Origin of the sequence: Sphingomonas sp. PAMC 26621, assembly GCF_000251145.1 — a bacterium.
Lineage (GTDB): Bacteria > Pseudomonadota > Alphaproteobacteria > Sphingomonadales > Sphingomonadaceae > Sphingomonas.
The window spans coordinates 156,065-175,154 of sequence record NZ_AIDW01000016.1 but is presented as its reverse complement, the minus strand read 5'-3'; the positions used below and the strand labels follow the sequence as shown (position 1 = coordinate 175,154).

General features: G+C 66.6%; 16 protein-coding genes, 1 tRNA gene and 1 pseudogene. 10 read left to right on the top strand and 8 right to left on the bottom strand.

The window, feature by feature from the left end; all coding sequences use genetic code 11:
- Positions 1-2: 2 nt before the first annotated feature.
- On the bottom strand, positions 3-1,235 hold the full coding sequence (locus RI03_RS09065; protein WP_010216793.1) for a pyridoxal-dependent decarboxylase, exosortase A system-associated: 1,233 nt from the start codon (positions 1,233-1,235) through the stop codon (positions 3-5).
- On the bottom strand, positions 1,232-2,734 hold the full coding sequence (locus RI03_RS09060; RefSeq protein WP_010216791.1) for an AMP-binding protein: 1,503 nt from the start codon (positions 2,732-2,734) through the stop codon (positions 1,232-1,234). The genes RI03_RS09065 and RI03_RS09060 overlap by 4 nt, the downstream gene beginning before the upstream one ends.
- Positions 2,735-2,849: 115 nt before the next feature.
- Between RI03_RS09060 and RI03_RS09055 the strand changes: the two genes are divergently transcribed.
- The 4 genes from RI03_RS09055 to RI03_RS24610 are packed head-to-tail and all read left to right on the top strand — an operon-like array spanning position 2,850 to position 4,564.
- Positions 2,850-3,122: an acyl carrier protein gene (locus RI03_RS09055; protein WP_010216790.1), complete on the top strand. Its 273-nt coding sequence runs from the start codon at positions 2,850-2,852 to the stop codon at positions 3,120-3,122.
- Positions 3,123-3,129: 7 nt separating this feature from the next.
- Positions 3,130-3,801, top strand: a complete 672-nt coding sequence (locus RI03_RS09050; protein WP_010216789.1) for a hypothetical protein — start codon at positions 3,130-3,132, stop codon at positions 3,799-3,801.
- Positions 3,789-4,397: a hydrolase 1, exosortase A system-associated gene (locus tag RI03_RS09045; protein ID WP_010216788.1), complete on the top strand. Its 609-nt coding sequence runs from the start codon at positions 3,789-3,791 to the stop codon at positions 4,395-4,397. Before RI03_RS09050 ends, RI03_RS09045 begins: the two co-directional genes overlap by 13 nt.
- Complete coding sequence (locus RI03_RS24610; RefSeq protein WP_238542330.1) at positions 4,394-4,564, top strand: hypothetical protein; 171 nt, start codon at positions 4,394-4,396, stop codon at positions 4,562-4,564. Before RI03_RS09045 ends, RI03_RS24610 begins: the two co-directional genes overlap by 4 nt.
- A gap of 162 nt (positions 4,565-4,726) precedes the next feature.
- Here RI03_RS24610 and trxB read toward each other — a convergent pair whose 3' ends face one another.
- The 6 genes and pseudogenes from trxB to RI03_RS09015 all read right to left on the bottom strand — a co-directional run bounded on the left by trxB (position 4,727) and on the right by RI03_RS09015 (position 9,388).
- Entirely contained in the window at positions 4,727-5,692 is a 966-nt protein-coding gene (gene trxB / locus RI03_RS09040) for a thioredoxin-disulfide reductase (RefSeq protein ID WP_010163651.1), read from the bottom strand.
- A 105-nt stretch (positions 5,693-5,797) separates the two neighbouring features.
- Positions 5,798-6,180, bottom strand: a pseudogene (locus RI03_RS09035) (VOC family protein).
- A gap of 66 nt (positions 6,181-6,246) precedes the next feature.
- Positions 6,247-6,323 (bottom strand) — tRNA-Met (locus tag RI03_RS09030).
- A gap of 59 nt (positions 6,324-6,382) precedes the next feature.
- Positions 6,383-6,898 (bottom strand): 2'-5' RNA ligase family protein, encoded by a 516-nt coding sequence (locus tag RI03_RS09025; protein ID WP_010163648.1) that lies wholly within the window; start codon positions 6,896-6,898, stop codon positions 6,383-6,385.
- Positions 6,899-6,900: 2 nt separating this feature from the next.
- Complete coding sequence (locus tag RI03_RS09020) at positions 6,901-8,832, bottom strand: KUP/HAK/KT family potassium transporter (protein ID WP_010216785.1); 1,932 nt, start codon at positions 8,830-8,832, stop codon at positions 6,901-6,903.
- Between the two features lie 115 nt (positions 8,833-8,947).
- A complete protein-coding gene (locus RI03_RS09015; RefSeq protein WP_026046583.1) occupies positions 8,948-9,388 on the bottom strand; it encodes an Lrp/AsnC family transcriptional regulator in 441 nt (146 codons plus the stop codon).
- A 132-nt stretch (positions 9,389-9,520) separates the two neighbouring features.
- On the opposite strand from RI03_RS09015, the gene ald reads away from it, so the two are divergent.
- From ald to RI03_RS08985, 6 genes are all read left to right on the top strand, one after another.
- Positions 9,521-10,627 carry an alanine dehydrogenase gene (gene ald / locus RI03_RS09010; RefSeq protein WP_010216783.1) on the top strand — a complete coding sequence of 369 codons (1,107 nt, stop codon included), beginning with the start codon at positions 9,521-9,523 and terminating at the stop codon, positions 10,625-10,627.
- A gap of 110 nt (positions 10,628-10,737) precedes the next feature.
- Complete coding sequence (locus RI03_RS09005; protein WP_010216782.1) at positions 10,738-12,030, top strand: hypothetical protein; 1,293 nt, start codon at positions 10,738-10,740, stop codon at positions 12,028-12,030.
- A gap of 219 nt (positions 12,031-12,249) precedes the next feature.
- Positions 12,250-12,837, top strand: coding sequence for a biliverdin-producing heme oxygenase (locus RI03_RS09000; protein WP_010216781.1), 588 nt, complete (start codon positions 12,250-12,252; stop codon positions 12,835-12,837).
- A complete protein-coding gene (locus RI03_RS08995; RefSeq protein WP_010216778.1) occupies positions 12,827-15,436 on the top strand; it encodes an HWE histidine kinase domain-containing protein in 2,610 nt (869 codons plus the stop codon). Before RI03_RS09000 ends, RI03_RS08995 begins: the two co-directional genes overlap by 11 nt.
- 124 nt (positions 15,437-15,560) lie before the next feature.
- Positions 15,561-16,670: an alpha/beta hydrolase gene (locus RI03_RS08990; protein ID WP_238542329.1), complete on the top strand. Its 1,110-nt coding sequence runs from the start codon at positions 15,561-15,563 to the stop codon at positions 16,668-16,670.
- Positions 16,671-16,732: 62 nt separating this feature from the next.
- Entirely contained in the window at positions 16,733-18,763 is a 2,031-nt protein-coding gene (locus RI03_RS08985; protein WP_010216776.1) for an L-dopachrome tautomerase-related protein, read from the top strand.
- The last annotated feature ends 327 nt before the right edge of the window (positions 18,764-19,090 follow it).

Below are 19,090 nucleotides of genomic sequence, written 5' to 3'. Positions count from 1 at the left end.
CGTTAGGGCTGCGTGCCCTGCCCGACGAGCATTTCGCTGGGGTGCGGATGGCCGAGGAACGCGGTCGGGCTGGCGGTAAGCCCATAGGCGCCTGCCATGAACACCGCGACGAGATCCCCAACCTGCGCCACCGGCAGCGTTACTTTGTCCGCGAGCCGGTCGAGCGGGGTGCAGAGCGGGCCGACGACGCTGACCGTCTCGGTCGGTGCGTCCGCAACGGCGTTCGCGATCGCGACCGGATAGTTGCGTCGGACCACTGTGCCGAGGTTCCCGGTCGCTGCAAGCTGATGGTGCAGGCCGCCGTCGACCACGAGGAACGTCTCCCCGCGGCTCTCCTTCCTGTCCACGATCCGGGTGAGATAGACCCCTGCCTCGCCGACGAGCCAGCGACCGAGTTCGATCGCGTAGCGCGTTCCGGCCCGGTCGCGACCTTCGAGCTGTTCTCCAAGCGCGGTGCCGATCGCCGCCACGTCGACCGGCACTTCGCCCGGGAAATATGGGATGCCGAAGCCGCCGCCGAGGTTGACCAGCGGCGGATGCGCGCCGACATCCGCACTCAACCGGTCCGCGAGCGCGAGCGTCGCTGCCTGCGTCTCGATGAGCGCGCCAGCGTCGAGCGCCTGCGAGCCCGCGAAAATATGCCAGCCGCGCCATTCCGCCCCGCCCGCGATGACCGTGCGGGCGACCTCCGCCGCTTGGTCCGCATCGATCCCGAACGGAGAGGCGCGCCCGCCCATCCGCATCCCCGAGCCGCGCAGCTCGATGTCGGGATTGACCCGAATTGCGAGACGTGGCGTCACGCCGTCGCGTTCGCCGATCGCCAGCGCCCGCCGTGCCTCGCCCGCGGATTCGACATTGATCGTGATCCCCGCGGCGATCGCCGCTGCCAGTTCGTCGTCGCGCTTGCCCGGGCCGGCGAAACTGATCGTGCGGGCGTGTTTGTGGGGCAAAGCGAGCGCCAGTTCTCCAGCGGACGCGATGTCGAACCCGTCGACCAGCGGCGCCATGAAACGAAGCAATTCCTCGTAGGGATTGGCCTTGATCGCATAATGCAGGTCGATGCCTGCCGGCATGGCCGATCGGAAGCGCGCGATCCGTGCTCCAACTATGGCCGCATCATAGACGAACAGGGGCGTGTCGCCGGCGCGTGCGACCAGGTTTTTCGCGGTTTCTCCTGCAATCCGCAGCGGCGTGCCCGCGTCAAAGTCGCCCGGGATCGTCCCCATCGGTTTCATGACGTCATCTCTGCCTTGATTGCCGCGCGATCGAGCTTGCCATTGGCGTTGCGCGGCAGGTCCGCGCGCCAGACATAGCGCTGGGGTTGCTGGAAACTCGGCAGGTCGCGCCGCAACCGCGCCCGGAGATCGGCCTCGCGTGTCCCGTCGCCGCGCGCGATGACGAGGATCGCCTGCCCCAGCCGCGCATCCGCGACGCCAAGCGCGACCGCCTCGACGGTCTCGCCACCGGCGACGACGGCTTCCTCGATCTCGGTCGGGCTGATCCGGTTGCCCGCGCTCTTGATCATCTCGTCGTCGCGACCGACGAACCGCAACAGTCCGTCCGCCCCGCGCACGACCGTATCCCCCGACCACACCGCCATGCCGGACGCCTCCACCCAGGCCGGTGCCGGGCGAAACCGCATCGCGGTGCGCTCGGGGTCCTGCCAATATCCGTGCGCGACCAGCGGCCCCGCGTGAACGAGTTCGCCCGGCTCGCCCGGCTCCGCGGATGTCCCATCGGGGCGGACGACGAGCACTTCGGCAAACGGGATCGCCCGGCCAATCGAATCGGGGTGGTCCGCTACCAGTTCGGGCGAAAGGTAAGTCGAACGGAACGCCTCGGTCAGTCCGTACATCGGATACAGGTCCGCGGACGGGAAACGGGCGCACAACCCAGCGACGACCGGGGCTGTCAGCGCCCCCCCCGAATTCGTCAATCTTTTGAAGTGGTTTGCAATCGTTTCCGGCCATTCGACTTCAAGCAGTTGGACCCATAACGGCGGGACACCCGCGAGCGTCGTGGGCGCGAGCCGCTCGACCGCTTTCACCACGTCGCGCGCGGTCAGGTAGTCGAGCGGCGCATAACTCGCCCCCGCCGCCCAGGTGGAGAACAGCTGGTTCTGCCCGTAATCGAAGCTGAGGGGCAGCACGCCAAGCACGCGGTCGGCCGCAGACAGGTTGAGATAGTGCGCAACGCTGATCGCCCCGAGCCACAGGTTCGCATGGCTGAGCATCACCCCCTTGGGCCGCCCGGTCGATCCCGATGTGTACAGGATCGCAGCGATCGTATCTCCCGAAGCGTTCGACGGTGGCAGCGGTTGGATCGAGGGGTCGAGCGCGGACTCGAACAGGGTCAGACAACCGTCGGGGATATCGCCGCTTTCCAACGTCTCGAGGCGGGCCGGCTGCGACACGAGCACGGTCGCTCCGCTATCCCCCAGAATGTGCGCGACCTGAGCGCGCTTGAGCATCGGGTTGATCGGTACGTGGACCAGACCCGCACGCGGCGCCGCCATCGGCAAGACGCAGGCAAGCCGAGTCTTGGGCAGCCAGCTCGCGACGCGCGCGCCCGGCGCGAGATTCTGCGCGGAAAGCCACGCCGCCACCTGCCCCGTCAGCCGCTCGAGCCCGGCAAAATCGAGCACGCCCGCCCGGTCGATCAGCGCGACATCGGACGCCGCACCGCGCAAGGGCAGCGTGTCGATCGGGAACGGGATCGGGTCGAGCGAGGTCATGTCCCCTGATAGCCCGCCGTAGCCGCGTGTGAAGCCTCCGCGCGCCGTGCCCTTGGCAGAGGGGCGTACAGTCTCTATCGCAGCGCACCATTACGGTCCTCAACCGGGGTTGTCAGTGCTTCCAGAAGATTACGGCCAGATCGACACCACCATCCGCGCCTGTCTGCGCGATGTGCTGGGCCTTTCCGAAGCGCGCGTCGCTGCGTTCGAGGACGAAACCCCGTTGTTCGGCGCGCTCCCCGAACTCGATTCGATGGCGGTCGCGGGACTGCTGACCGAGATCGAGGAGCGGCTCGGCATCCTGATCGAGGATGACGAGGTCGACGGCGACATGCTCGAGACCCTCGGCGCGCTCGTTCGCTTCGCTGCGGCGCACGCGCCGCGCTGATGGCGGGTTGATCGACCACTATGCCTGGCGCGGCGGCCGTGAGGTCATGCTGCGCTTCGGGCCCGAAACCGGGCCGGTCGTGGTGGTCGCGCTGCCGCTGTTCGAGGAAGCCAATCGCGTCCGCGCGCTTGCAGTGAGCGTATGCCGGGCGCTTGCAGACCGCGGGGTCGCGAGCGTGCTGCCGGATCTGCCGGGGCAAGGCGAGAGCCTCGTTCCTCTGCAGGAGTGCACGCTGAGCGACATGCAGGGTGCCTTTCACACCGTCTGCGAGGTCATGCGCGCAACGGGCCGCCTTCCCTTCTGTGTATCGATCCGCAGCGGTGCGCTGCTTGCGCCGCCAGCGATGGCGCCCTGGTGCCTCGCCCCGCAGGACAAGGCGGACCTGTTGCGCCACCTCCGGCGCATCCAGCAGGCCGGAAACCTCCATCGCGTGCCCGAGACGACGGGGCCAATCGCCGGCAACCCGATCTCCGCCGCCTTCCTCGCCGAACTCGCCGCGCCCGAGACCGCGCCTACGCTGGTCACGCGCACGCTCCGGCTGAACGGAGACCCTGCCGAGGCCGACCGTTATGTCGAAGCAAATCCGCTCTGGCGCCGTGCGGAACCCGACAATGACGCAGCGCTCGCGCAAGTGCTTGCGGCGGATATCGCCGCCTGGATCGCCTCATGCGCCGGCTGATGACCTTCCCCTGCGCGGGCGAGACGCTGGTCGCAACGCTTGACGAGGCGGAAGGCAAGACCGGCCTGCTGATCGTATCCGGCGGCAACGAGATCCGGATCGGCGCGCATCGCGGCATGGCGCTGCTGGCGCAACGGCTTGCTGCGCGGGGCCACCCGGTGTTCCGCTTCGACCGTCGCGGAATCGGCGACTCCACCGGGGAGAACGGCGGTTTCCTGTCGTCCGCGCCCGACATCGCCGCCGCCGCGACGGCGTTTCGCGCGGAAACGGGGATCGAACGCCTCGCCGCCTTCGGCAATTGCGATGCCGCCACCGCGCTGGCGCTGTTTGGGAACGCTGCCGGAATCGACCGGCTGATCCTCGCCAATCCGTGGGTGATCGAACAGTTCGACGACCTGCCCCCGGCCGCAGCGATCCGCGCGCGCTACGCGGAGAAGCTGCGCGACCCGCGCGAATGGCTCAGGCTGGCGCGGGGGGGCGTCAGCTTGCGCAAACTCTTCAGAGGACTGTCGAACTGTCGCGCAACCGGTCGCAGCGTCCACAACCGCTCGCGCAACGCTTTTGCGAGGCCCTGCGAGCGCGCCAATCCGGCGTGACGATCCTCCTCGCCGAGCGCGACAACACCGCCATAGCGTTTCGGGCTGCGGTCGCCGACCCTGTCGCAGCCGTCATGACCTGCGACACCGCCAGCCACAGCTTTGCCCCTGTGAGCGACGCAGCGTGGCTGGAACGCCAGATCGTTGAGGGTCTGGGGACAGATTGAGGCTGATAGAAGCAGCTTCCCCGGCGCAGCCCGGGTCCCAGAAGAAACGGCCGAGGTAACGAAGCTCGTCGCTCGCAATTGCTTGTTTCGCTCCTGGGCCCCGGCCCTCGCCGGGGAGGGAAACATTGCAAACGAGACTTGCCGCCCCCCGCAGGCGGCAGGCTACTCCGCCGCCTCGGCCATTTCGAATTCCATTTCCGCGAGGAACTTCTCGGCGTCGAGCGCAGCCATGCACCCCGTCCCCGCCGCGGTCACCGCCTGGCGATAAATCTTATCCATCACGTCGCCGCACGCAAACACGCCGGGAACGTTGGTCCGGGTGGAGCCGGTCTCGGTCCAGATATAATGGTCGTCGTCGAGCTTGAGATGCCCGCGGAACAGTTCGGTCGCAGGATGGTGCCCGATTGCGACGAAACCGCCCTCGGTGTCGAGCCGCGACTTCTCGCCGGTCACTGTGTCGATCAGATCGATCGCGACGAGCCCTGCGGTCCCGCCGCCGTCGACGAACTGGTCGACTTCCTTGTTCCACAGCACCGTTACGCCCTTATGCGCGAACAGCCGCTCCTGCAGGATGCGTTCGGCGCGGAGCGAATCGCGGCGGTGGATCAACGTCACGTCGGGCGAATGGTTGGTCAGGTACAGCGCCTCCTCGACCGCGGTGTTGCCGCCGCCGATCACCGCGACCTTCTTTCCGCGATAGAAGAAGCCGTCGCAGGTCGCGCAGGCGCTGACGCCCTTGCCCTTGAGCGCGTCCTCGCTGTCGAGCCCGAGCCATTTGGCCTGCGCCCCCGTCGCGATGACGAGCACGTCGCCCTCGTACACATCCCCGCTATCGCCGATCAGACGGAACGGGCGGCGCGTCAGGTCGACCTCGACCACCGTGTCGTACATCAACTGCGTCCCGACGTGCTCCGCCTGCTTCTGCATCTGCTCCATCAGCCACGGGCCCTGGATCACGTCCGCAAAGCCGGGATAATTCTCGACGTCGGTCGTCGTCATCAACTGGCCGCCGGGCTGGATGCCCTGGACGAGGATCGGCTTCATCCCCGCACGCGCGCCATAGATGGCGGCGGAGAGGCCGGCCGGGCCCGAACCGAGAATCAACATGCGGGTGGTATGGGTGGTCATGGTCGCTTTCGTCCTGTCGGCCCGCCGCGTTTAGGGTCGCGACGGGCCGGCTGACAACATGGTGTGCGCGCCGCGTCAAGCAAGACCGGCGCGCGGATTGCGGTATCAGGCAGGCACGCGATGCATCGCGCACAGTTTGTTGCCGGCGGGATCGCGGAGATAGGCGAGGTACAGCTTGCCGAGCGCGCCTTCGCGGATGCCGGGAGGATTTTCGCAAGGCGTGCCGCCAGCCGCCACACCGGCGCATGCCAAGCGTCCGCAGCCTCGGGCGAATCAGCCTTGAATCCGATCGTCCCGCCATTGGCGTGGCACGCGGGCTCGCCGTCGATCGGCTTGGTCAGGATCAACAACCCGCCGCCGTGCATGTAGAAGACCCGTCCCGACGGATCGTCGCGTCCTGGCGTGCCGCCAAGCGCGCCGATCGTCGCATCGTAGAACGCCCGCGATGCGGCCATGTCGTTCGATCCGAGCATAATGTGACTGAACACGGAACCTCTCCTTTTTTTGTCGTGAGAGGTTTCGATTAGCAGTTCGATACGGCGGCGCTACCGTTTTGGTAGCGGAGGAGGGACTTGAACCCCCGACCCCAGGATTATGATTCCCGTGCTCTAACCAACTGAGCTACTCCGCCAAGCCGTATCGAAGAGGGGGCGCTATAGGAGCGGGACGGCCGCGCGGTCAACCGCCTTTTCACGTAAAATTATGGCGCGACAACGGTTCCCACGGTCCGCCACGATACCACCAGCTCGCCAGGCCGGCGATGCGTACCGTCCGTGGCCGGAAATCGGTCTCCAACGTGGCTTTCAGCGCCTTGGCGACGGCAGGGTCGACCTTGTTCTGCACGGTGACGTGTGGCCGCCACCCGGCGCGGTCCTGCGGCGTCAGCAGCGTCTCGAACGCCTCGGCGAGCCCGGCGCGAATCTCTTCAAGTGCGGGCGAATCGATGCGGAACGCCACGCCGCGCCCGAGCGACATCACCCCGGCGATCCGCGCATCGGGCGCGGGAATGCCGCGCGTCTCCGCGGTCAGCCGCTGCTTGAGCTCGCGCTCGAGACTTGGCGCGAGATGATGGAACATCGTCAAATGCGCAGCCAACTGGTTGCGTTCGGGCGGAAAGTGCGCCCGGCGCAGCTCGTCGAAATACGCGGCGTCGCCCGCGCCGAACAGCGCCGTCACGATGATCGGCGCACCCGTCGCTCCATCCATGATCAAATCTCGAGCTGGCTGCCCAGTTCGACCACGCGATTGGTCGGCAGGCGGAAGAACTCCATCGCGCTCTCGGCGTTGCGCAGCATCCACGAGAACAGCTTTTCGCGCCAGATCATCATCCCCGGCCGCGATGACGGCAGCAACGTCTGCCGCGCGAGGAAGAAGCTGGTGTCGATCATGCGGAAATCGGCCCCGCAGCGATGCACGTTGGCCAGCGCGTTGGGGACGTCCGGCTCCTCGACGAAGCCGTAGCGCAAGATCATCCGGTGGAAGCCCTGCCCGAGATCCTCGATCGAGCAGCGCTGCCCCTCGGGGACATAGGGTTCGTCCGCGATCTTGACCGTCAGCAGGATGATCCGCTCGTGGAGCACCTTGTTGTGCTTGAGATTGTGGAGCAGCGCGTGCGGCACCCCCTCGGGCGAGGAGGTCATGAACACCGCCGTCCCCGGCACGCGCGTGGCGGAGGTCGCGGCGGACTGGATGAACACCTTGATCGGCATCGCCGATTCGCGCATCCGGTCGATCATCAGCTGCCGCCCCTTCGACCAGGTCGTCAGCACCACGAAGATGCAGAAGCCGACCAGCAACGGGAACCAGCCCCCCGACGGGATCTTGGTGAGGTTGGCGCTGAAATAGGCGCCGTCGACCAAGAAGAACACGGCAAGCAGCGGCACCGCGAAGTACACGGGCCAGCGCCACAGCCGGAACAGCACGATCGACAACAGGCAGGTATCGATCAGCATCGCCCCGGTCACCGCGATCCCGTAGGCTGAGGTGAGGTTGGACGAGCTGCGGAAGAACACCAGCAGCAGCAGCACCATCGTGCCGAGGATCCAGTTGATCAGCGGAAGGTAAATCTGCCCGACCGTCGCCGCGCTGGTATGCTCGATCCGCAGCCGCGGGATGAAGCCGAGCTGGATCGCCTGATGCGTGACGGAAAACGCGCCCGAGATCACCGCCTGCGACGCGATCACCGCCGCCGCGATCGACAGCAGCACCAGCGGCAGGCGAAGCTGTTCGGTCGCAAGCATGTAGAACGGCGCTTCGAGCGCGGGCAGGCCGATTCGCGAGAGCAACGCGCCCTGCCCCATGTAGTTGAGCATCAAGGCCGGGAGGACGACACACAGCCACGAAATGCCGATCGGGTTGCGCCCGAAATGCCCCATGTCGGAATAGAGCGCCTCGGCGCCCGTCACCGCGAGCACGACCGACCCGAGCGCGAGAAACGCGCGGACCGGGTCCAGCGCGAAGAATTCGAACGCGTGCTGCGGCGACAGCGCCCACAGGATCTGCGGCGTCTCGATGATGCTCAGCACACCGAGCGTCGCGATCACCGCGAAATAGACGAGCATCACCGGCCCGAAGAACAGACTGACGCGCGCGGTCCCGCTGCGCTGGATCGAGAACAGCCCGATCACGATCGCCATCGCGATCGGCAGGACGAACTGCCCGAGGCCGGGCGCGGCGACCTTCAACCCCTCGACCGCCGACAAGACCGAAACGGCAGGCGTAATCATGCTGTCGCCGTAGAACAGCGCCGTCGCGAACACGCCGAGCAGCACGATCCCGCGCGACCAGCGCCGCGTCGTCGTCCGATTGTTGACGAGCGCGAGCAACGCAAGGCTCCCGCCCTCGCCCTTGTTGTCCGCGCGCATCAGGATGGTGACATATTTGAACGTCACCACGATCATCATCGACCAGAAGATCAGGCTGACCACGCCCATGATATGAACCGCGTCGACCGCGAGCTTGTGATGCCCGGCGAAGGTTTCGCGGAAGGCGTAGATCGGGCTGGTGCCGATATCGCCGAACACGACGCCAACCGCGCCGAGCGCGAGGCGGGCAAGGCCGTTCTTACGATGCTGGGGTTCGATCGCGGCGGAGTCGCCAGCGGTCGTCAGGTCCGTCGCGGATGCGTTCACGATGCTCACAATGCGCTGAATTTCAAACCGATTTGAAACGGATAGGCCAAGAATGACCGCATGATGCCGGGGCCTCGATGGTGCGGCGCAATAGCATGCGCCCGCCCCCCTCGCAACGCACCGCTCACGCCTCGCTCGCCAGCGTCCGGATCGTGAATTGGGTCACGAGCCGGTGGACGCCGGGCAAGGCGGAAAGCACCTCGCGATGAATCCGCTCGTAGCTATCGTCCTCGCGGACCAGCACTTTCAGCAAGTAATCCGATTCACCGCTCATCAGATGCGCCTCGCTGACCTGCGTCGTCCGCACGAGCGCCTGTTCGAACGCCATCATCGTCGCCTGCCGCTGGTCGGTCAACGTCACCGACACGAAGACGGTCGAGGGATTGCCCCGCGCCGCCGGCGACAGCCGCGCGCGATAGCCGAGGATCAGGCCCTGCTGCTCGAGCGCCTTGACCCGCCGATGCGCCGCCGATGGCGACAGGCCGACGCGGCTGCCGAGATCCTCGCTGGTGATCCCCGACTCCGCGCCAAGCTGCGCGATGATCTTGCCGTCGATACTGTCCATGCGCGATGCCATTGCGACCCATGAACATCGAACGCAATCATTTCCCGTAAACGCACCGCCAGGCGGCAACTTTGCAAGCACATTTCCGCCCGACAGGGGTATTCTGGCAAAAATCAAAACTGGAGAGTTCACATGCGCGTCGGTGTCCCCAAGGAAATCAAGAACCACGAATATCGCGTCGGCCTGACCCCGCCGTCGGTCGCCGAACTGGTCGCCGCCGGGCATACTGTGTCGGTTCAGACCGGCGCTGGCCTCGGCATCGACTTCGAGGACGCCGATTATGTCGCGGCCGGCGCGACGATCGTCCCCGATGCCGCCACGGTCTTCGCGCAGAGCGACATGATCGTGAAGGTCAAGGAGCCGCAGGCAAGCGAGATCGCGCTGCTCGAGAGCCGCCACCTGCTGTTCACCTATCTCCACCTCGCCGCCGACAAACCGCAGGCCGAAGGGCTGATGAAGTCTGGCGCGACCTGCATCGCGTATGAAACCGTCACCGCTCACGACCGCTCGCTCCCGCTGCTCAAGCCGATGAGCGAAGTCGCGGGGCGCATGTCGATCCAGGTGGGCGCGCATTATCTCGAAAAGGAACAAGGCGGTCGCGGCGTCCTGCTCGGCGGCGTCCCCGGAGTCGCCCCGGCACGTGTCGCGATCCTCGGTGGCGGCGTGTCCGGCGTCAACGCCGCGCAGATGGCGGTCGGCATGCGTGCGGACGTCACGATCTACGACATCTCGAACGCGCGTCTGGCGGAACTCGACATGTTCTTCGGCAGCCAGATCAAGACCGCTTATGCCAGCAAGGCGGCGATCGCGGCGGCGGTGAAGAACGCGCATCTCGTGATCGGCGCGGTGCTCGTCCCCGGCGCGGCGGCACCCAAGCTCGTCACCCGCGACATGCTCAAGACGATGAAGCGCGGCTCGGTGCTCGTCGACATAGCGATCGACCAGGGCGGCTGCTTCGAAACCAGCCATGCGACCACGCATGAGGACCCGGTGTTCGAAGTCGACGGCGTAATCCATTATTGCGTCGCCAACATGCCCGGCGCGGTCGCTCGCACCTCCGCGTTCGCACTCAACAATGCGACGCTGCCGTTCGTGCTGAAGCTCGCCGGCCTGGGTGCGGAAGGCGCGATGGCGGCGGACGTGCATCTCGCCAACGGCCTCAACGTGTCGAACGGCAAGATCCGGCACGAAGCCGTCGCCGAAGCACTCGACCTGCCATTCGAGGCATGCACGCACTGATCCGCTGAACGATCCGGCCGCCCTGCCCCATCGTCACCCCGGCGCTAGCCGCGGGGTGACGGTGGGTTCTTTGCAACCTCGCGTCGTCCCGTCGAAGCTGGTAGATCGCGATGGTGCGTATCTCAAAGCTCGCCGGAGCGCTGCTCTCGCTTCTCTCGACGCCGCTTGCGGCCCAGGTCATCCCGTCGCGCCAGCCGACGCCGCCGGTCGTGACGATCCTGCCGGTGACCGCCGTCCCCGCCGTACCGGCACCCCCGCGCGAAACCCCCGCGCAGGCGCTCGCCGAGGATGCGGCCGAATATGCCCGCCAGTTCGCCGTACCCCCGGCGGAAGCCGAGCGGAGGCTCGTCGCCCAGACGGCAAGCGTCGCCGCGACCGATGGGATCGGGGAAGCGTACCGGTCCCGCCTCGCCGGGATCGCGATCGAGCATCGCCCGACCTATCACATCCTGGTTTCGCTCACCGGCACGACGCCCGTCGCAGAGCAGCACGTCACGGTCGGCAGCACGACCGTCCCGATCATCTTCCGCACCGGCGCGCGCGTCACGCGCGAGCGCGTGATCTGGGCGATGACCAACCACCAGGCGGCGATCCGCGCCGCCCTGAAGACCCCGCCCGGCATGGGGCTCGACCCGCGGACCGGTGAACTGGTCATCACGATCGGCAATGCCGATGCGGCCGATGGCGTCGACGTCATCCGACACCGGGTCGAGGCGATCGCGGGCGTCCCGGTGCAGGTCCGCGCGCTCGACCATGTCGACGTCAACCTCGCGGTCGAGGGCGGCGCGCGGGTCGACGGGGTCGATCCGGGCGACGGCAAACGCTACCTGTGCACCACCGGCTTCGCGGTCACCGACGGCACGCGCAGCGCGATCACCACTGCGGCGCATTGCGTCGACGAATTGAGCTACCGCGATCGCTCCGGACAGCGCGTCGCGCTGCCATTCGTTGCGCAATGGGGCTGGGGCTATCGCGATGTCCAGATCAACGCCTCGCCCGAGCCGCTCGCGCCGACTTTCTTCGCCGACAATGCGAAGACGCGGGTCCGTGCGGTCACCGGCCAGCGCAGTCGCACCAGCACCCGCGCGGGCGACTTCGTCTGCCACCGCGGCGAGCGGACCGGTTATAGCTGCGCGATCGTCCAGCTCACCGATTTTGCGCCGGCGGGGGATCTGTGCGGCGGGCCCTGTCTGCCGACCTGGGTCACCGTAGCGGGCCCGACCTGCAAAGGGGGCGACAGCGGTTCGCCGGTCTTCACCGGCACCACCGCGCTCGGGATCGTCAAGGGCGCGAGCTACCGACGCGACGGGTCGTGCGCCTTCTACTTTTATATGGCGCTCGACTATCTGCCAGATGGCTGGTTCGTGATCCGCGAAGTAGCAGATGGTTTTTCAAAGAGATAACTGCGGTATCACGCCTTTGGCCGGCGGCCTTCCAGCAAGTGTCGCCTATCGTGCCCTTCTTTGTTCGTAATTTGAGTTAACGTTCCGCCTCGTCCATATTGTCGATCTACCGCGTTTGTGGTTGTGCGACATTTGGAAAGACGCAACATCCGGGATGTGTCGCGACGGGGGCGATCCAACCGTCGTTCGTCGTTGGACAGCCTTCATCGCGGGGATCAGATGCATAAAGCGCTTGCCGACCGTATCCCAGTTCAGCCCCGGCCCGACCTTCGCTTCGTCCTCCGCGATGCAACCGACACCATTCACCAGCGTATGCATCGCCACCCGGGATATGCCCGGGCCGCCGACGGCAGCATCGGGCGCGGGGCGTATCGCAATCTGCTCGCACGCTCGTTCGGTTTCTACGCGCCGGTCGAACCGCTTGCCGGAATGAACGGGCAGGCAAGCGCGCGGCTGGTCAACGATCTGCTTCTGCTCGGGCTCAGCCGTGAAGCGATCGCGGCGCTGCCGCAGTGCCCGCCCCTCGCGATCGGCGGGACCATGCCGGAACGGCTGGGTGCGGCTTATGTCCTCGCCGGGGCTGCGCTCGGCGGCCAGGTGATGGCGCGCGCGCTGCCGCGGACCTTCCCGACGCGGTTCCTGAGCGGGGACGGCATCGAGGCCGGTCGCTGGCGCGGGTTCGTGCAGACGCTGGAGGCGACCTGCACCGGGGTCGATCAGCGGGCGGCGGCGACCCGCGCCGCGATTACGACATTCACGACGTTCGAGCGCTGGATGGATCGATGGGGCGATACCGATGCCGAATAACCCCGCCCCGGCGACCGTCGACCTGACCAATTGCGATCGCGAGCCGATCCATATTCCGGGACGTATCCTGCCACACGGCGTATTGCTCGTCGTCGACCCGGAACGGCTGGTCATCGAACAGCTCGCGGGCGATACCGAGCGGCTGCTCGGCAAGCCTGCCGCCGACTTGCTGGGCCAGCCGCTCGCCGGGGTCGTCTCCGACGAACAGCTCGGGCGGATCGCGGACCTGGTGCGCGCATCCAGCCTCCAGCGCCCCCGGCATTTGCTCGACCCGGTCCTGCGGATCGTCGCGGGGCATCCGACCGATGCGAGCATACACCTGAGCGACGGCGCGTTGCTGATCGAGTTCGAGGATGCCGATCTTGCCAACCGGCACGTCGTCGATCCGCTCGCGTGCGTGCAGGAAATGTTCGACGGGCTTGGCGACGCGCCGGACCTGCACGAATACTGCCAGTGGGCCGCCGAGCGGGTACGTACCGTGATCGGCTACGATCGCGTGATGGTCTATCGCTTCATGCCGGATGAATCGGGGTGGGTGTTCGCCGAAGCGCGGCACGACGATCTCACCCCGTTCCTCGATCTCCATTATCCCGCGTCGGACATCCCGAAGCAGGCGCGTGCGCTGTATCTCACCAGCACGTTGCGGCTCATCACCGAAGTCGATTACGAGCCCGCGCCGGTCCTGCCGGTCCTCAACCCGCGCAGCGGTCGCCCGATCGACCTAGGCCAGGCGGTGCTGCGTGACGTGTCGCCGATCCACCGCGAATATCTGCGCAACATGGGGGTGAACGCCTCCATGTCGATCTCGATCGTCCATGAGGGCAAGCTCTGGGGCCTGATCGCCTGCCATCATCGCACCCCGCGCCGGCTGCCGCGGCATCTCCGCGCGGTGTGCGAGCTGTTCGGCTCGATCTTCTCGTTGCAACTGGAAGCCCGGTTGCGTGCCGCAGGCCTTGCGAAACGCCTGGAATCCCGCGCAGCGCTCAACACGATCCTGCACGCCCTGGCAGACGAAGACGATTACGCCATCGGACTCGTCGCGCAGCGCGAGGCGTTGCTCGGCTATGTCGCGGCGGGCGGCCTCGCGCTTCGGCTCGGCCAGTCGAAAGGCGGGATCGCGATCCGCGTCAACGACGGGATCTCGGTGCTGGGAACGACCCCGTCCGACGATCAGATCGCGGCGCTGACCGACTGGCTCACCGCGACGATGCAGCCGTTCGAAGGCGTCTTCACCACCGACCGTCTTGCCGAAGTGTACCCCCCCGCTGCGGCCTATTCCGGGCTCGGCTCGGGCTTGCTCGCGATCTCGGTCTCGCGCGAACCGCATGATTTCATCCTGTGGTTCCGCCCCGAAGTGCTCGAGACCGTGCGGTGGGGCGGCGACCCGAACAAGCCGGTCGAGCAAGGCCCCAACGGCGACCGGCTGACGCCGCGCAAGTCGTTCGAGGTCTGGACCGAAACCGTCCGACAGCAATCGGCACCGTGGTCGAACTCGGATCAGGACGCCGCCTTCGACCTGCGTGTGTCGCTGCTGGAGATCGTGCTGCGCCGGATCGACGCCGCTGCGCGTGAACGGCTGCGCGCTTGGGAACATGAGCAACTGCTGATGGCCGAGCTGGATCATCGCGTAAAGAATACGCTCGCCAACATCCAGGCGCTGGTCGCGCAGACCAGCCGCAGCGCCAATTCCCTGGCCGACTTCACCGCCGGTCTCGACCGGCGGATCCGCTCGATGTCGCGGGCGCACAGCCTGCTCACCAAGAGCCGCTGGGAAAGCGTGTCGATCGAAAGCCTGCTGCAGGAGGAACTCGACGCCTACCGCATGCAGCAGGGCGAGATCACGCTGGTCGGCCCGAACGTCTCGCTGACGCCCAAGGCCGCGCTCGCGCTGTCGCTTGCGGTGCACGAACTCGTGACCAACGCAGCGAAATATGGTGCCTTGTCGATCGCCACCGGAAAGCTGGAAGTTCTCTGGCAGATGGCGCCGGACGGGGCGCTGCATCTGGTCTGGCGCGAGAGCGAGGGCCCGGTCGTGACCGAACCCGAGCGTCGTGGCTTTGGATCGACGCTGATCGAACGCGCGCTGGCAATGGAGACCGGCGGCACGTCGGCGCTGTCCTTCCCTTCCACCGGCGTGATCTGCACGATCATGGTGCCCGCCTCCGCGCTGCACCTCACGTCTGGCCCGGCCGCGGAGACGTCAGCCACCGTCCATCCCGAGGCGGCCGATATCACCGCCCCGCCCCGCCCGACCCAGCGGATTTTGGTGGTCGAGGATTCCGCGCTGGTCCTGATGGAGATCGAGGATGCGATCGCCGACATCGGATGGCAGATGGTCGGTCCGGCGATGCGGCTCGACGAGGCGGTTGCGCTCGTCCGTACCGAAGCGATCGACGCGGCCTTGTTCGACGTGAATCTCGATGGCGAAATGTCGTGGGAAGCCGCCGCGATCGCGCAGGACCGTGGCATTCCGTTCGTCTTCACCACCGGATACGACAGCAACAGCATGATCCCGGAACAATTCGCCGATCATCTGATCGTGGCCAAGCCGTTCAAGCGCGGCGAAATCGTCCGGGCGCTCCGCGCGATGCTTCCCTGAACCGGCCGCGGAACGGTCCGGCCTGATCCCGGTCCGGGACGATTTTCCCGCGTTTCGGGAACGGCATGGCCCGCGTGCGTGTTCGACTGATGGCCAAACGGCGTCGTCAACAGGGAAGTATTCCATGCGTATCATCACCCAGCGAGCCTTGCTGCTCGCCACCGTCCTCGTCGCCTCGACGGGGAGCGCCTTCGCGCAGTCCGCGGCCACGCCGACCGCAGCCCCCCCGCCCCCGCCGCCCGCGACCAAGATGGCGCCCCCCAAGGCAGCGCCCGACATGCAGGCGGTCATCGACCAGCTCGCCGTTCTGAGCTCGAAGCCGGTCGAGACGCTGACCCCGGCGCAGGCGCGGATCAACCCTTCCGCCGCCGATGCCGCCAAGGCGGTCATGGCCGCCAAGGGCATGGCCACCACGCCGGACGCGAGCGTCACGACGCGCGATGTGCCCTATGGCAGCGATGCGCAGCAGTTCGGCCGCGTGTACCGTCCCGCCAACGCGCCGGCGGGTGCCAAGCTGCCGATCGTCGTCTATTATCACGGCGGTGGCTGGGTGATCGCGACCGTCGATACCTATGATGCCGCGCCGCGCCTGCTGGCGAAGCAACTCAACGCGATCGTCGTCTCTGTCGAATATCGCCACGCACCCGAGTTCAAGTTCCCCGCGCAGCATGACGACGCGTTCGCGGCGTATCGCTGGGTCCTGCAGAACGCCGCAAGCTGGGGCGGTGACACGCGCAAGATCGCGTTCGTCGGCGAGAGCGCTGGCGGTAACCTCGCGGTCGCGACCGCGATCCGCGCGCGCGACGAAGGCGTGGCGCGACCGCTCCATATCGTCTCGGTCTATCCGATCGCGAACAGCAGCATGACGCTGCCGTCGCGCACCGATTCGGGTAACGCGAAGCCGCTCAACACCGCGATGCTCAACTGGTTCGGCTATTATTATTCGACCACCAAGGCCGATCAGATGGATCCGCGGATCAACCTGGTTAAGGCGAACCTGCGCGGCCTGCCGCCGACGACGATCATCAACGCGCAGATCGATCCGCTCCGCTCGGACGGCGAGACGCTCGCCACCGCGATGCGGGCGGCGGGCGATCAGGTCGAGCAGCGCACCTTTCCGGGCGTCACGCACGAGATGTTCGGCATGGGGCAGGTCGTGCGCGGCGCGCATGACGCCAACATGTACGCGATCGGCAAGCTCAAGGCTGCCTTCGCGATGCCGCCGAAGCGCTGACGCCATCGAGGACGCGCTGCTGCCGCGGCGCGTCCTTCCTTTTGACTGACCGGAACCCCGCCATGCCGACGCTCACCACCGAAGATCTCGATATCGCCTATACCGATGGCGGGCCTGGTGACGGCCAGCCGGTGCTGCTGATCCATGGCTGGCCCGACGATGCCTCGACCTGGGACGCGGTTCGCCCCGCGCTCCACGATGCTGGCCTGCGGACGATCGTCCCGACGTTGCGCGGGTTCGGCGCGACGCGATTCCGCGGTGACGCCCCCCGCACCGGCAACAGCGCGATCCTCGCGATGGATGCAATCGCGCTGATGGACGGGCTCGGGATCGAGCGGTTCATGGTCGCGGGGCACGATTGGGGTTCGAACACCGCCGAAGCACTCGCGGTCGGCTGGCCCGATCGGGTCGATCGGATCGCAATGCTCGCGACCCCGCCACGGCTTGGCGGAATGCCGACGCCGCCGTTCGAACAGGCGCAGCGGCAATGGTATCACTGGTTCATGGCGACGGGGCGCGGCGCACAGGCGGTCCGCGACGATCGTCGCGGCTTTGCGCATCTCCACTGGGTCAATTGGGCGCCTCGCGGCTGGTTCGACGAGGAAACGTTCGCGCGGGTCGCGGTGTCGTTCGCCAATCCCGACTGGGTCGACGTCACGTTGCACAGCTACCGGGCGCGCTGGGGCGAGGCAGAGCCAGATCCGCGAAGTGCGTGGCTCGAACAGAAAGTGAAGGCGACCAAGAGCCTGTTACTACCGACCTTGTATTTCCAGGGCGAGCGCGACGGCGTCAATCCGCCGTCCGCCGCCGAGTCCGTCCCCGCGAAGTTCACCGGCCCGTTCGCGGTCGTATCTCTGTCGGGCGTCGGCCACTTCCCGCAGCGCGAAGCCCCGAACCGCGTCGCACCCCATCTCGTCCGGCTGTTCACCGGCGATCCGACTACACTTTCCACCGATACCGAGAGGACGATGACGATGAACAAGGTAAAACCCTGGATTGCCGGGCTGGCCGTCGCCGGCGCGGTCGCCGCGACCGCTTTCGGTGCGGCACAGGCCCGCACCGCCGCCAGCCCGCTGTCGCTTGTCGCGACGTTCGACCATCAGGTGACCGGCGTCGCCGTGACGGAAGACGGCCGTCGCTTCGTCAACTTCCCGCGCTGGACCGACGACGCGCCGGTCTCGGTCGCAGAAGTGATGAAGGACGGAACGACCCGCCCCTACCCCGATGCCGAATGGAACAGCTGGCGCAATGCGCGCGCGAGCGAGCTTTCGGTCGCGGACCATTTCGTCTGCGTCCAGTCGATCGTCCCCGACGGCCACGGGCACCTTTGGGTCCTCGATCCGGGCGCGCCGGGGAATGAAAAGATCCTCGAAGGCGCACCCAAGCTGGTACGGATCGACCTCGCCACCAATCGCGTCAGCAAGGTCATCCCGGTTCCCGGCGACGTCGCGCTGCAGGGGACCTACCTCAACGACATCCGCTTCTCGTCCGATGGCAAGACCGGCTACATCACCGATTCCGGAACGCGCGGGGCGATCATCGTGGTCGATCTGGAGAGCGGCGAAAGCCACCGTGCGCTCGACGGTCATGTCTCGACGCAGGTCGACAAGACCGTCAAGGTCCTGCTCGACGGCAAGCCGCTGGTTCGCCCCGACGGTCGGCAGCCTGCCTTCTCCGCCGACGGGATCGCTTTGTCGAACGACGGCAAGACGCTGTATTACCAGGCGCTGACCGGCAAGACGCTGTACAGCATCGACACCGCAAAGCTGCGCAAGGACGTCAGCGAGAACGACCGCGCGAGCGCGGTCAAGACCGTTGCCCAGACCCACGTCGCGGACGGATTGTGGATGGCGCGGAGTGGAACGCTCTACCTTACCTCGCCGACCGACTATTCGATCACGCGCCTGGTCGGAAACCGGGTCGAGCCCGTGGTGTCGGACAAGCGGTTGCGCTGGCCCGACACGTTCTCGGAAGGCCCCGACGGACGCCTTTACGTGACCGCAAGCCATATTCAGGACACCAACTGGTTCGTCCCGAGCGCGCCGCCGTCGATTCGCACGGAACTTTTTGTTTTCTCGCCCAAGACCAAATGAGATCGCCGACGCGATCGATGCCATCAATCCTGAGCTGAAAAATTTTCCAAAAACCTGCGGGATTGCGCAATCCCGCGGGTCTTTTTTGCATTCCGTGGCGGCAAATCATGCCAGCGGCGCGGGACCGTTCTCGACGAAAGCGGGAGCCGCGTTCGCTTCGTTCATGCATCTCCTTGAAGAACAACGCTTGTCTTCCCAAGCAGACTTGACCATCGTCCCGCCGTGCAAAGCACCGGGCGGGGGGCCGACAAAGGGAATTTACTAGGCGTAGCTGCGACCCCGTTAATCGATTGCACATCACAACGTGGCAGCGGTCGTTGAACTGTT

Excerpts from the sequence above, each read along its gene's own strand:
- RI03_RS09065 (WP_010216793.1), bottom strand. The coding sequence starts at position 1,235 with ATGAAACCGATGGGGACGATCCCGGGCGACTTTGACGCGGGCACGCCG.
- RI03_RS09060 (WP_010216791.1), bottom strand. The coding sequence starts at position 2,734 with ATGACCTCGCTCGACCCGATCCCGTTCCCGATCGACACGCTGCCCTTG.
- RI03_RS09045 (WP_010216788.1), top strand. The coding sequence starts at position 3,789 with ATGCGCCGGCTGATGACCTTCCCCTGCGCGGGCGAGACGCTGGTCGCA.
- trxB (WP_010163651.1), bottom strand. The coding sequence starts at position 5,692 with ATGACCACCCATACCACCCGCATGTTGATTCTCGGTTCGGGCCCGGCC.
- RI03_RS09025 (WP_010163648.1), bottom strand. The coding sequence starts at position 6,898 with ATGGATGGAGCGACGGGTGCGCCGATCATCGTGACGGCGCTGTTCGGC.
- RI03_RS09015 (WP_026046583.1), bottom strand. The coding sequence starts at position 9,388 with ATGGACAGTATCGACGGCAAGATCATCGCGCAGCTTGGCGCGGAGTCG.
- ald (WP_010216783.1), top strand. The coding sequence starts at position 9,521 with ATGCGCGTCGGTGTCCCCAAGGAAATCAAGAACCACGAATATCGCGTC.
- RI03_RS09005 (WP_010216782.1), top strand. The coding sequence starts at position 10,738 with ATGGTGCGTATCTCAAAGCTCGCCGGAGCGCTGCTCTCGCTTCTCTCG.
- RI03_RS09000 (WP_010216781.1), top strand. The coding sequence starts at position 12,250 with ATGCATAAAGCGCTTGCCGACCGTATCCCAGTTCAGCCCCGGCCCGAC.
- RI03_RS08995 (WP_010216778.1), top strand. The coding sequence starts at position 12,827 with ATGCCGAATAACCCCGCCCCGGCGACCGTCGACCTGACCAATTGCGAT.
- RI03_RS08990 (WP_238542329.1), top strand. The coding sequence starts at position 15,561 with ATGCGTATCATCACCCAGCGAGCCTTGCTGCTCGCCACCGTCCTCGTC.
- RI03_RS08985 (WP_010216776.1), top strand. The coding sequence starts at position 16,733 with ATGCCGACGCTCACCACCGAAGATCTCGATATCGCCTATACCGATGGC.